Genomic DNA, 15,053 nt, shown 5'->3' with positions numbered 1-15,053 from the left:
TCCCCCCTGTAAGATAGTTACTACCATTTTACAGGAATTTAATGTTAGATGGTAAACTAATTCGATATCGAAATAGCTTCAAGTGGTACACTTATATAGTATCATTCACATACCAAGAAGGTATGATGATTTTTATACAGTTTTAAGTAATACAAAAGAGATCGCTATCCCAGAAGAATTTAAAGAAAGATTTTTAGATATCTCTGAAGATATAAATACTATATTTACTTCAAATTTACACAACTGGAATATAGAAATAACAAAAGATAAGATGTTTAATAGAATTGCTGAAAAAGGATATGTAACTGTTGGTGGCTCAACATTACAGCGTGAATTTAGTCAAGACTTTAAAGAATTTTATACAGAAGAATTTTTAGATTATATTGGATATAATTTCGATGTAGATGTGAATGATAGTTGGCTTAGGTATACTACAACTAGAAAGAAGCCCGTAGGCGATCCACTAAAGTTTATTTTAGTTATACGATATTTATTTGGTAGTTTTAAAGAATTTTATAAGTATAATAAAGAATATAGTCTATTCAAAGAGGGCCCTTATCCTTGTTTAAATATAGTATGCCCTAATTACAATAAACTTGTAATAAACGATACTATGCAAATAAACAACTCACATGGCTATCCACTAGCTACTTTTAAATGTGACCACTGTGGATTTAAATATTCTCGACGTGGACCAGATAAGAATGATAACGATATATATAACAAGACCTACGTTAAGGATTATGGTCATTTATGGCATGATAAATTAAAAGAATGTGTAGATAAAAGTTTTAGTCTTAGAAAGATGTCTAAGCTATTGGGATGCAATATTGAAACTCTTAGAACATGGGCTAATTTTTACAAAAATCCTACTTTAGTTAAACCCTCTACAATAGGTTTAACTAATAATCCTGATAATTTATTACTAGAGCAGTATAAGAATGAATTTATAATTTTTCTAAAAGAGAACCCTGCAGCTACTAGATTAGATATGTATAGATTTAACCCAAACGCTTATAAATACTTATCAGAAAATGATAATAAATGGATAACTAATACTATAAGATTTGTTAAAGAAAATAAATCCATCACAAAAGAAGAAAGACTTGAAAATTATTGGTTAATTAAAGATGAATTAATAACAATAAATTTATTAAAAGCAATAAGTAAAATCAAAGTTGAAAAAACTCCTTATGAACGATTAACTATTGCCATTTTACAAAAATATATTGGATACTATAATTTGCGCCAAAATAGAAATAAACTTCCTAGATGTTCTCATATCTTAGATAAAGTATGTGAAACCATCCCTGTTTATCAAAAGCGTAGAGTAAATTATGTTATGAAGGAAATGGCTGATAATAGTATTAAAATAACTATTGCTAAAGTTTTACGTAATTCAGGTATAACGACTGGACGAGCAAATCAAGAGGTTCTTAATTATATAGAAAAAATGTTAAAAGAACATAATCATGGCAATGTAATTATTATAGAAAATAATGATAACGATAAATAAAGAATTGGATAATCCAATTCTTTATTTAATACAATTACCAAATTATTACAGCGAGGAGTATTTTCAAAATATCATAGCCACTTCTTCTTTCACTTACTGAAAGAACCATAGGATGCTTCTGTTGGCCTATTCTATAACCTCAATGTTCACCTTTGCATATTCTCTATCCATTTTATAGAGTTCATCCCTCACACTTTGTCTAAGTGCCACAGCAGGTTTAACACAATACTTTATGAATTCTTCATTTTTTACTATTAAGTCTGGAAATATTATTTTCAAATACGCTGTTGCTAACCGAACTATTGCTTTTCTATCCCTTAAATCATTACAGTTTTTGAGCTTCATATTCAAATTCACATAATCCGCACATTGAGTTTCACCCCTAAGATTGTGCAATATTTCTGAAAAAAAATCGCCTTTAAAACCAAGCTTATTTGATGGAGTATCTTGGGATATTCTTGGCATAAGCCATCCCGGTATTATCCCATGTAATCTATCAATAAATGCAGTTTCTTGAAGAAAATTTGGTATCTCAGTAAAAATACCTTCTTCAGAATGAACTGGTTTATGATTTTCATCAAGAGTTATATTACCAAGCATAACAAATCCTGATTCGGCACTAGCTTCAGTATTTCCTCTACTAAATCTTCCAGATTCAAGATATACTTTAAGACCTGCGACAAGTTCTCCAGTGGAATCTCCTTGAATACTTTGTACTTCATCAAGTACAACTAAGTCATATCTTGTAACAAGTCCTGGTGTATTATTGCCATTATGATGGAACATAACAGCCGGTGACACTTTACCACCACCAATAACTCTTGCGTATCTTGATACATTTTCATATACAAATGATTTTCCTGTCCCTTTGGGAGCAAGTTCAATTAGATTTACTCTTGGCTCCACCATAGGAAGTATTCGTGTAATTAAAACATTTTTTTGTTCTTCATTATATATTGTTGGGTTAAAACCCATACTTGATATAGTTAAATCAATCCATTCTTCCGTAGAAAAATTTGCCCTACATTCTTTGAAATAATCTAAATCAATATTTCCTACTTGAAAGGGCTTAAATTCTCTCATCCACACTTGACCCCTTTCATTTGGTGCTGAAGGAGGTATATAGAATAAATCTGCTACTCCCCAAACACCACTAGTAAGTAGCAATGTGTTCTTATCAACAATCTCATCACTAATATAAGCATCATTCATATCAAGAAACGGTATTTTCAATACTCTTTTACCCGATTTCAGATTTACGACTACACTATAATCATCAAGTAACTTTACACTCGCCATATTAAGTAACCTGTTTTTTATTTCTTCCTTTTGTCCCTTCTGTGGAAAGTACCTATTTACAAAACCTGATATTTTATCTCTTGACTCTTCTGTTAGTTCACCATCCTCAAGGAAGTTATATAGAATCCATTCTCCAACATAAGTAGGAATAGCACGTGATGCAAACCCTGCTTTATGTATCAAATTCTTATTTATTACAACATCACCATAATAGTCATATGCAAGTTGTTCAAATTCAAGCATTTTAATTTTACCTCCATTTCCTTAGAATAGGTCATCTAAATTAATTTTATTTTCTTGAGTAGATTTCATCTCTATTGAGAACTCATAATTTTCATCGTTATTTTTACCAATAAAATCAAATTTCACTTTAATAACTAATCTGTCATTATCCAAACTTAATTGAGATCTTAAAATTCTGATTTTTTCAATATTAATATCCATCTGGGATTGTTTGTAAATTTTAGGTATTAAACTCAATCCCTGTTGTGTTCTTATATTTGTATTCAAAATAGATATTTTAATATTATCTATAGAATATTCATTATAATTTTTTATGGTTAAATTAATATTGCATGTAGTGGAATATCTAAACTCATTATGTCTAAGTATTACTTCTGGTTTTATGAATGTAACATTTGTTCTTTCAAATTTCAATAGCGGTATAATATTTTCTTCTGGAGTTATACCACCATGTACAAAGAAACTTGAATCTGTTTCCATGAAACGATTGTAGCCTTTAGCAATGAGAAAATTTTCTTTTATTCCATACTTATTTCTATCTAATACATAGCATAAATTACCTATACTATTCTTGTAAATATCAAATTTTTTATCAGTAAGACCAATAAATCTATACGCAGATTCCTCAGACTTATATTTATAATATTTTGAATCAATCAAATTTGTTTGATCTTTTAAAATTTTTGTACTTCCATGATCAGAAGTAAAATAGATCTTGATTACATTTTCTACACCAATTCTTTTTACAAAGCTAATAATTTTATCAATCATTGCTTTTAGTTCTGCTTTAATTCTATAGCTTATAGGCAATGCTGAATTATTTTGACTTTCATGAAGAATTTTATCTATAGATAAATAATTTAAAATATAAAGTTTAGCTTTTTTTTCTTCAATTGCATCTAATTTACCAACATCTGATAAATATTGAACCTTCCCACCTAAAAAGCTTTCCCATTCAGTACATCTTTTTTCATAGCTCTTCAATTCTGTATTGAAGGGCTCTCCACTGAAAAATGCTGTCTTTGATACTGATGTTTCTGTAGGTATCATTGATATAAGTGGTTTATCTATAGTATTATTAAAACCTTTTTCAATTAAATATGATTTACATAAGGGCACAAATTTATAGTTGAAATTATCTATCACTATTATAAATGAAACCTCATCTTTTCTAATTAAAGAACTTATATTAGCAATTGTCTTATGGATCATTCTATTCTCGCTTGAAATTAAACTATCATAATTGTTATAAATCCAATCTCCATACATGGAAGCGTATTTATCAGCTTCCAAATTAGAACAATCATTAGATTCTAACCAAAATCTATATGGCAAGTATGATTCAATTGCCCATGAGATCCAATCATTAGTGTTATCTATATTTTCAGGATTAATAATTTTTCTAGGAGGAATAATATTACTGAGTTTTTCATTAAACATCATATCTAAATCTAAACCAATTTTAAATTTTGCTCTAACCTTATTTAATATAGCTAAATCAATCACATCTTTATTCATCTTTAGTAAGCTATAAGTAAATTGAAGCTCTACTTTAAATAGACCTGATAATTGTTCAATTTCAGAAACTATATCTTTATATGCCATTTCTGTTAATTTCCTATGATTTAAATAAATTTTAACATTTCTCTGAATATCAGCAGTATCAATAGCATTTATAATAAAAGGCTCACTCTTTAAATGAAGCTTGTCAAAATCTTTAGTTATATCACCCACAATATCTTTCATAATATTCTTAGGGTAGTTTTTAAGAATTAAATATTTAACTAGTTTTGTAAATAAAAGTTTATAATTTTCTACAAATGAAGCAAAAATGTTTTTTTCATAACACTCTGTACAACTTTCTTCCCATTCTCTAATCCTATTATTAAAAATCTTTTTAAGTATAATACTTTTATCCTTAGAGTTTATAATACTTAAATCAAGTTTTCTTAAAAAATCAACTATTTGCTGAAATGGAAACTTGTTGTTTCCAAAATACTCACCAAGATAATAACTCAAAACATTCTCTTCGAAGCTTAACCCCTTTTTAAATGATATTTCATTTACTTTATTATATAATTCATCATTAACAATTTCTTCTTCACTAATATATTCTGGCACTTTTATATGAGCTAATTGTTCAAATCGGTCTTTAGGCGAATTTATCTTTATAGTAATATTATCCTTATATTTTTCCTTCATCCTTTGAAAATAATTTATACACTGCTTATTCTGAACAACAATAATCATAGAACGATTTTCATAAATTGCAGTTAATATATTAACATATGCATCAACATAATCCTCGACTTTACTTACAATAATATTACAAGATTCCGTGTAAGTCTTCTGTAAATCAGAATATATAATAATGTTTTCCATAGATTACTCCTTAAATTCATTTAATAAAGTTTTTAAAGCTTTAACAAACTGTTCATCCTTCAAATTATAAGTTACCTTTACTTTATTTATAAGGCTTTGTAAGCATTTAGTAAGACTTTCTTCATCTTTGGGTAATGTAACTTGAATCTCTGGTTCTGTTTTTTCAAGTACATTTATACCTATAGTATACTCCGTCTTTGGTATATATTTAGTTTCATATATGTTGTCCTTATTTACTAAATTAATTTTTATAACTTTACTACAATTACCTTTATCATCTACTCCACAAAAGCTAATGATTTTATCCTTTGTTGTTTCATAGTAAAAAACTTTAGTGCTTTCTTCTCTTTGTGAATTTATGTTTTGGGGATCAATCCCATTTGATGTAATATACATTTTATTATTTTGAAAATCAGGTGTGATTTTAATTTGTATCTTGCCATTATATCTTACTTGTTTACTTAGCTCATTTGAAGAAGTTTCATATATATTTTTACCACTTAATTTATATTCTGGTACAGCAACAGAATACAATCCTTGTTCCACATGAGTTTTTCCTGATTTTATTTTCTGAATATAAGAATTTATCTTGTTAGTTGACCAATTTTTAACCGAGCCAAGATTGTAACTAAATGGGAGTATCTCCATGAACAATTCTTCACAATCACTATACTTTCCAAAATGCATAACCAGTGGTTTACTATCTTGATTTTGAAGTTCATTCATAAAGCTTTTTTGGGATTCCGTCAATCCCTCCATCCATACACTAATTGCATTATTTATCTCAGTATATGTAACATCATTAGCAGTGAAAATCTTTTTAATTTCAATAAATAACTTATCACGAATAATATAATACCCCTGTTCGATTTTTTCTTTATCCTTCTTTAGTTTTAATATTATTTCTGGAACCTTATCATTCAATATCAATTCCTGTCTGTCATACCCATATATTGTTTTTATATCTTCAAGTATAAAATCTCTTATATTCATCCTGTCAATTTTGTTAAACACATCAATAAACCTATCCAAATCAGAATTTATATATACATCTTTATTCTTGCATACAGGATCTAATCCCTTATACCAACTTATTAGTATATCATATACCTGGTCTATAGTTACATTTGAATCTACTTCGTAATTCTCTTCTGTAACTATTTTATATAGTTCTTTAATAAAAAACGCATCATGATCCTCAATTTGTTTGTATTCCATAACCGCTGTCTTATATTTTTTATAATATAATAAATCTAATACTGAATCATAAGATGTAATTTTCAAGGTACCAATTTCATGTGCTTCGGGCAAAATGCTTAGGCTATCTTTAAAATATCTTTTAGCAACAGCAAAGAATAACAGTGCAGCATTATATCCTATACCATATGTTTTCATATAGTCTTCTATAAAACCTTGTGGCCTTACCTCACCTTCAATATTCTTAAGTTCATTTATCATTGAAGAAAGAGCTGGAAATATCTTTTCATACTTACATGTATCATACTCTATTTCGCATAAAACTTTCTTGCCAATTGTTTGTATTTGCTTAATGACACCATGCTGTAACAATACATTTTGTATATATTTAATATCACCATGATCTGCAGCATAATCTTTTCTATATTCAATAAATTGCTTGCTAAAATCCAATAAAATTTCGACAGCCTCTCTTAATGCTGCATTTGCTCCCTCTTTAAAAACATGAATTTTATTAATATCTTCGTGGTTTATTTTATTACGTTTTGATTCATATATATTTTCAAGCATTTTCAAAGTAGCCACATCATCATTAGCTCCATAAGATAGTTCCAAACCATTCTGACCATAATAAATAATATTTTTACCTGTAATATATTTTTGTAACTTATTAGTCAAATTTGCATCATAATATGATATTTGTTCCTTTAACATTCCGATATCCTGCCCTGAAAATTCTTTTCTATCAATATCAAATGCAGCTTTTAAAGAAAACACATCATCCAATATGTTGTTTTCTTCCAATGTAACTCCAACTATGATTCTCTCTGAGGGGTTATTCTTCACCAATGTTTTTGCTCTTTTTACATCATCCACAGTTTGACAAAATACGTATAAAGCTATACCTTCATAACTTTTTTTGTATTCTTTTTCATTTTCCATGTTTAATATTAGCTTTTTATAATAACTTTGATTTTCAATGTCTTTAACCTCGCAAAATTCACGTAAAAGATGCTTATCTTCTTTATTTATGAAATTATATTTTACTGGTTCTAAATAATATTCATTTTTAAAAAATTTACTAACTTTTTTAATTTCACTTTGTTTAATAATTAATTCAATTTCATCTATAATATTTCCAGGTAAATTTCCTTCTACTTGCTTATAATCTCTTATAAGTCCATTAATATCAACTGCATCATTCCTTCTGAATTCATAACAATGATTTGTATCATTAAGGTAAATGATTTTTTTTGAACATGCTAGTTTTAAGCAATATTCAATTTCTCTCTCCTTAGTTTGTGTATTCATATCTAAACCAAATTTAAGTGTCTTATCATTAATATCAATACCAATTATTTGGTAAATGACCATTGTTTTTATTATTTTATCAAAAATAATATCATGTAATTCTGGACTTGCAATCGTTGATCTGCTTTTACTTAATTCCCTTAGCGATGTTTCAAAATTTCTAACATATTCTTTTACTGTTTGTCTTAATTCCTGGTTATCTGAACTAATTTTATCCCTAAAATAATCAAAAAGTAGATCGCATGTATAAAATTGAAGTTCCCCCAAATTATTGGTAATTTCTGTATTCATTGTAAACCAATCATATGAACCTTTATCATTTTTTTCATCAGTAAAAAAGGTAATGACAGAACGATTATTTGAACCCACATCGCTGGCTAATTTAATTAATGAGTATGTAGCCATTGGGTGCATGGGATATATATTTTCAATGATTTTTGTTCTAATCTTAGGAGCTGTTAGCCAATTAAATATTTGCAAAGCTGTGCATTCATTTGATAATTGATTAAATGTTGAAACTTTAGTTTTTATCTCATTCTCCCAAAGCAATGATTTTTTTTGTGGATTAACAACAGCAGCGATAATTTCTTCAATTCCCTGTGTTTCTAAAGGTATTTCTTTAATTCTATCATTTACTGTTAAAAAATCTTCTGTATTATAAGTAGATTTATACGATGCAAAAGACCTATGGGTTGATGCAACAAAAATAACTGGAAAATTGTTCATGAATGAAGCAGCACACATCTGTGAAAATTTTTGAAACTCATCAAGATCAAATCTTTTTCCTTTTAATTGATAATCAAATTCATCGAATAAAATAAGAATTCCAGCATATTTTTCTCTAATTAACTTTGTTTTTGAAAGTTGTTCAATTATTTCAACATAATTATCTTTATCATATTCAAATTCTGATGTGGTAGTTTTTTTATGTACTTCCTTAAAAATATCTATCGCCTCTTTATTATACTCAGATAGCTCTTGTATAAGCTTATTTACCGTCCAAGTATCCTTTGTATTTCCTAAAATATTTACAAATCTATCATAGAAAAAACTATCATTACTTGATTTCCACTCATTAATTTTATTAATTGCTTGAAGATAATTACTATCAATTTCTTGTTCAGATATTCCTTCACGAACAAATGCTTCCTTTATAGCTTTTAAAACATATGTTTCAAAACTGTTTATGCCATAATTACATATGCAAACAAGATATCTTTGTTCTTTTCTAACTTTTTTTAATATTTCAACTTTCTTTTCATCATCGTTTTCTTCCGATTCAGAATAATTTTTAAAAAACTTTGTCATCTCTTTTGTGTCTGACTGACTTTCAAAATAATTTGCAACCATCAATAATAAATGTGATTTACCTTTACCATAAGAACCAGACAATATAAAACTTCGTTTAGAGTTTTTCACGTAAGCCCCTTGTGCAATGGTTTCAAAAGCGTTTCTATGTGCTTTAATTGGCTTATAATGAGACATTCTTTCTTCCCTCAAAATTCTGTCATTAAATTCTTTTTTTAAATCAACTTGAGCAGAATAACTATTTTGTATTTTTATTAGTTCCTTAATTTTAGCCATTAATACTACCCCCCATGATGAATTTCAAATATGCTTAGTAATCTTTTATTCCCCTTATCATTATCTTTAATTAATTTTTCACGTTCAAGTATGCGATAATTATGCATTATAAATATACAGCATTGATTAGATTGATTCTGGTCAACAAAAACTAAAAACTCTCTAAACTCATTTTCACTCCATGTATTTATTAGAAAATCCATTTGATCTATAACTAAAATTTTTATATCAACTTCATAATACTCTTTGATCAATAAAATAAGTTTTGATGGTCCAAAAATATCAATATTGTTTTTTTTATTACTATCTGATTCAAACACATTAAGTAAATCAATATACATTCCAGTAAAAATATTTAATATTGCTTTTGCAAACTTTGTTTTTCCTTGCATAGGTGACCCATATATTATAAAATGTTTATATCTTTCTTTTAACTGTTCCTCAATAAATTCTTCAATTCTCATACATTTCATCACCTATCCTTGATAATATTTTTCAAGTACACCTTCATATTTTAAATCATCACTTATTCTAATTTGATCTAAATCTCCTCTTGACTCGATACCTATAATTCCTGTATTTTTAAGATTTTCTAATTTTTTTCTAAAGATATGTTCATCAATTATGAATATTTTACCCGGTGAATTATTTGAGTCACATAAATCTTTAATATTCAAAGCAGTTGCCCCTTGATAAAAAGCATTTCTGTACAAAATTATTGAACATAATAAAATAAGTTCCGGAACATCTGAATTTCTATGCACAAAATACTTGTCCTCATCAAATTCCAATAGATTCAACTTAGAGAAATTCTGATTAATATATGAATCTAATACAACTCTTATTTCATCTCCAATATGTCTTTTATATGTATGCTCTGAAATATTTTCTTTTAAATCTTTAAAAAGTGTAAATAATTCTATTCTATTAACTTCATCAACATCATATAAGTGGTTAATTATTCTATTCCAAATTATCAAATACTCATTGTATGACTGAAGATAATGTAGTAGCCACAGGGTTCCTTCATTTTGAAAATAATCATCATACTTAAAAAGAATATTCCCTAAACTAGTTTTCTTTAAAGTCCTCTTTTGACTTAACCCTATGTCAGCTAAAAAATTTAGCAACATTCTAGCCTTCCTACGATTTAGACCAGTTTTAATAGCTAGCTGGTCTAAATTAATATTATCTTCAGTTTCATATTTGGTCCTAAAAACACTTATAATTTGATCAAAGTACATATTAAAACCATTTAATGCTTGGATTTTATATTTCATCTTATTCACCCTCTTCTGTAGCTTCTTTACCCATTCTAAAAACAATATCGTAATTAACAATATAATTAAATTCTTCACATGAAAATCCAAAATATTCACCAAGTACTTTATCAATTTCAACTATTAATTCACGGCTCTCTTTAGGATGGAATTCTGAACATTCCATTTGCCCCTTAGTTGAATGTTTAAACGTTAATCTATTACCCTTATTAATGTAATCAGTCATTAAATTCTTTCCTGCCTTCTCAAGCTTTTGAGTTTGATTCTCATTTAGCTTGTTAATATCAAACGGGAAATACAATATTTCTCTCTTATTTAACATTCTACAATCAGACCAAATAATCCAGTACCAATAAAATAAATTGGAATTTAATATTGCAATAATTATATTGATTGGAACAGATTTCAATAGATTTATTTCAATATACGTATCAGATTTTTTCTTTTCCCCATTCCCGTAAATTATTTGAGGAGCGAAATTTAATACTTTAGACCAATATCGAAGACCACGATGATAATATATTTTATTGGAAGTTTTTTTTAAACTTATATAAGAATCTAGATAATTGCCAACTTTTTTCATTTTCTTCAGTATCAAATATCCAGTTTCTTCAGATATTTTAGGATATCCTGTAAATTTATTAATCTTCGTTAACATTTCAGTATACCTAATGTTATTGAAAAGGTGTTTTCTATCTTTGGTGTACCAAAGATTATATTTAGTAGTAAACACTCTTACCAATTTTAAAGGATCTGATTTTTTTGTACCAATTATAATACTGGCTCTTAGCTCTGCATTCCTAAATACTTTCCCAGGTCTAGTTGCATAACTTGATATAAATATTTCTTGTGAATTATTATTTAGAAACTCATGTAATGTACATAATCTATCTGTTGAAATACTGGATAAAGGTAAAATAAATCCATACTTACCTTTAGAATTAATCTTATTAACTGATGTCTCCAGCATATATGCATATAGATTTTTTGCATCAATTGTATATAATTTGTTATTTTTATATTCTTCTTTTCTAACTTCTACATATGGTGGGTTCCCAATTGCTATATCGAAACCGCCCCTTTGAAAAACTTCTGGAAATTCTAATTCCCAATGGAAAAACTTTTTATCCTTTGCTAAGTTCCATAATTTATCCATGCCTTCTTTTTTAAAATCCTGAATATTGTTACTCCTTAGTAAATTTCCATATGCATCTTCATTAATAGTTTCACCTAAATATTGATTAGCAAGATAATAATCATATTTTTTCTTTGCAATTCTTAAATAACTTTTTATTTCATCATATATTCCATTTTGTCTTATGACATTTGCTTTGGTAGCACTACCTACTTCATTCAATTCCCTATATTTTTTAAGTATAGGTTTCATATACTGTTCATAAGATACTCCCAATAGCGGATACTTAATATCTTTTATTTCAACATGACTTCTATCAGTTCCTATAATGCTATTTCCTTTTTTTAAATGATGATCCAAAAATGATAGAGCTCTGTCATTAGATGCAGATATTAACCATAATGATAACTTAGCTAGCGAAACAGATAATCCGTTAATATCTATCCCATAAATGCAATTCTCAACCACTTTTCTCTTCCAATGCTTAATATCCGCATTATTATATTCTTCATCACTTTCCCAGTTATTTTCAGCTATTATATCTACAATCTCATTTGCAACTCTATATGCTGCATTTACAAGAAAATGACCACTCCCCATAGCACTATCCATAATTGATAAAGATAAAATTTTTTCATTAATGAAATTCAGTGTGCTCTCTCCTATTTGCCTTTGCAATGCTCTTCTGTTGCTGTCCACCGGTTCATATGATAATTTTTCTAATAAAACCTTTTTATTTTCGAATAATTCTTTTTTTAATTCCTTAAGTCTTTTTCCTACAGTATTTTCAACAATATATTCGACGACATCCTCTGGTGTATAATAAGCTCCAGTTTCTTTTCTTTCAAGAGCATCTTGAGAAAGGTATATGCCACCTTTTTCAATGATATTTTTCAAATCAGAATTTTGTAATTTCACTTCGGATTCCTTTAAATACTTTACCTTCCCTTTATTTTTCCTCTGAACCATTCTATCCTCAGCAATAAAAAGACGATATTCAAGTAACCCCTCATATATGGAACCTAAATTTCTAACAGAAAGATCTTTATATTCAATAACTTCAGAATATTTCCCACTCTTATCAAAATTATAAGATAGTTCTGAAAGGCACTTAGTTAAACGTCCATTTGCAATCCTGTGTTCCCTTAAGATAGGTTTATCCTCATTATTAAAAAGCCCACCATTATAGCTTTTGTCAACATATAATCTTAATTGATTATCTAATCTATCCCAAAAACTGTAATCATCTTTTATTTTGTATACTTCTCCTGAATTATAGATTTCTACTGCATCATCACATAATTTTTTATAACTATCAATATACTCAGGATCATTTTCCCTAAGTGGTAATAACCCTCTTGATTCAGCATATCCAAAGAAAAGCAATCTATATAATAATATTATTGCATCATTATAAATTTCTTTCTTCTCTTTTTCAGTATAAGTATCTTTAAGTATGTCTTCTTTAAGTCCGTAACATAGCTCTTTTAGTATTTCTTCAGCTTTTCCCCTAAGTGTTTCCTCAATAATTTCAGCCTTTTTATCTGACAAATCCTTTATATTCTCAATAACGAGTTGTTCATTTTCTGTATAATATGTATGTACATTGAAAAACAAACAAAATAGTTTAAATGCCTCATCAAACCTATCATTATTTTTTATGCTTTCTTCTATATCTATTTCCAAATAATTTTCATATGGACTAACATTATTTATGTTATAAATTCTCCATTTATAACCATTGGTTAGCATTGCCCAGTTAACTCCATTTGCCTTTGCTTCCCGGATTACGTTAACTGCATAGTATCTACCCTTTGTAGTTGTAGCAACCTCCTCATTTTTATCTATTAACTTACATATTGCAACAGGTTTTTCTCCTTCTTTTATTGAATCTGCATATAACATTCTATATGAATTCTTTGATGTTTTCTGAAAACCCAATACATCCAACACAGCATCGATGTAATCCGACCAGCAATCATCTGAATAATCTCCAGAAACATATTCAATATTCCATTGCTTTATCTGTTTAAATACATTTTCTATATCATCAACATTTTCATTTTTTTTCTTATTTTGTTCATTTATATACTCTTTTATATAAGTTTCTGAAAACAAAAAATGATTATCAAAATAACTCATTACTCCACCCCCTTAATAGTTATTATAATTTTTCTTTTTATCTAATCTTTTATCTTTAGGTTTTTCAGATTTTTCAGGAATTATCCAAATAGATGCATACTTTGTAGCACCTAAAATTCTCTTTTCAACACATAAAACCTGTACCCTTCGTGTTGTTATCCCCCACTTTTCTGCTGCTTCTTGAACCGTTATATATCCATTCATCGGACACCTCTTCAACAAATATTTTCATTCTTTACCAATTATTAGTTTATTCCTTTTAACGAACAAATACAATAAATATTTACAATTGTACTATATTAACCATTATTTTCATTTTTATATATTATATATTAATTTTATAGTTTATTTATATTTATTTGTAAATAAATATAAATTTATTACTGTACAATTTATGGGGATTGCACTAATGTTAATTCTTTATTTTTATGCAAATAAAAATAGCACCCATTGTTAGGTGCTATTAATTAATAATTTACTATTTCAATAAACTTACTCTTTTTTATAACTTCTTTCACCTAAATCGCCTCTTTTATAAAAAGTTCAATAAATTTATATAAAAATAAGTGGAAAAAGCCATTAATTATAATAATAATGTTTTAGACTCCTTAGATCTATAACATAAGAATTACACTTTTATTTGATAACGTTACCATTTATTTAGTACCATCAAATCAAATATTTCTTATCAAGCTTTAGATTTTCAACTGTTTCATTATAATATGACTTAAGCCAATGATATTTACTAATTATCCTTAAGTTTGAACTATTACTTAATGTACTTACAATTAATGATTTAATACTTTTTAGACAGACATGGTAATACCCAATCTCATCCAACTCTTCATATTGCTGTTAAACGTCAAATTATACCTAATTGAAAAGGCGTTTTATTTCTATTACTAGTAACTGATTTACGTCAGATTACCACTATAAATTCACTTTATCAATAAGAAAACATCAT

Annotated in this window: 8 protein-coding genes; 1 reads left to right on the top strand and 7 read right to left on the bottom strand. The window is 27.5% G+C overall.

Translation table 11 applies throughout. The annotated features are described in order from the left end of the window. Positions 1-82 precede the first annotated feature (82 nt). Positions 83-1,516, top strand: a complete 1,434-nt coding sequence (locus KPL55_RS24050) for a TnsD family Tn7-like transposition protein (RefSeq protein ID WP_216309300.1) — start codon at positions 83-85, stop codon at positions 1,514-1,516. A gap of 126 nt (positions 1,517-1,642) precedes the next feature. Here KPL55_RS24050 and brxL read toward each other — a convergent pair whose 3' ends face one another. The 7 genes from brxL to KPL55_RS24015 are packed head-to-tail and all read right to left on the bottom strand — an operon-like array spanning position 1,643 to position 14,293. After that, positions 1,643-3,058, bottom strand: coding sequence for a BREX system Lon protease-like protein BrxL (gene brxL, locus KPL55_RS24045; RefSeq protein WP_216309299.1), 1,416 nt, complete (start codon positions 3,056-3,058; stop codon positions 1,643-1,645). 21 nt (positions 3,059-3,079) lie between these two features. Beyond that, positions 3,080-5,440 (bottom strand): PglZ domain-containing protein, encoded by a 2,361-nt coding sequence (locus KPL55_RS24040; protein ID WP_216309298.1) that lies wholly within the window; start codon positions 5,438-5,440, stop codon positions 3,080-3,082. 3 nt (positions 5,441-5,443) lie between these two features. After that, positions 5,444-9,532 (bottom strand): hypothetical protein, encoded by a 4,089-nt coding sequence (locus KPL55_RS24035; protein WP_216309297.1) that lies wholly within the window; start codon positions 9,530-9,532, stop codon positions 5,444-5,446. Between the two features lie 5 nt (positions 9,533-9,537). Further along, positions 9,538-9,996 (bottom strand): AAA family ATPase, encoded by a 459-nt coding sequence (locus tag KPL55_RS24030; RefSeq protein ID WP_216309296.1) that lies wholly within the window; start codon positions 9,994-9,996, stop codon positions 9,538-9,540. Between the two features lie 12 nt (positions 9,997-10,008). After that, positions 10,009-10,812 (bottom strand): DUF4007 family protein, encoded by an 804-nt coding sequence (locus KPL55_RS24025; RefSeq protein ID WP_216309295.1) that lies wholly within the window; start codon positions 10,810-10,812, stop codon positions 10,009-10,011. 1 nt (position 10,813) lies between these two features. Next, positions 10,814-14,089, bottom strand: a complete 3,276-nt coding sequence (locus KPL55_RS24020) for an Eco57I restriction-modification methylase domain-containing protein (protein WP_216309294.1) — start codon at positions 14,087-14,089, stop codon at positions 10,814-10,816. A gap of 12 nt (positions 14,090-14,101) precedes the next feature. Beyond that, a complete protein-coding gene (locus KPL55_RS24015) occupies positions 14,102-14,293 on the bottom strand; it encodes a DNA-binding protein (RefSeq protein ID WP_216309293.1) in 192 nt (63 codons plus the stop codon). Positions 14,294-15,053 lie beyond the last annotated feature (760 nt).

This window comes from Clostridium lacusfryxellense (genome assembly GCF_018861735.1).
GTDB lineage: Bacteria > Bacillota > Clostridia > Clostridiales > Clostridiaceae > Clostridium_AD > Clostridium_AD lacusfryxellense.
Note: the sequence above shows the minus strand (reverse complement) of the source record. Positions and strands in the feature narration are given on the sequence as shown.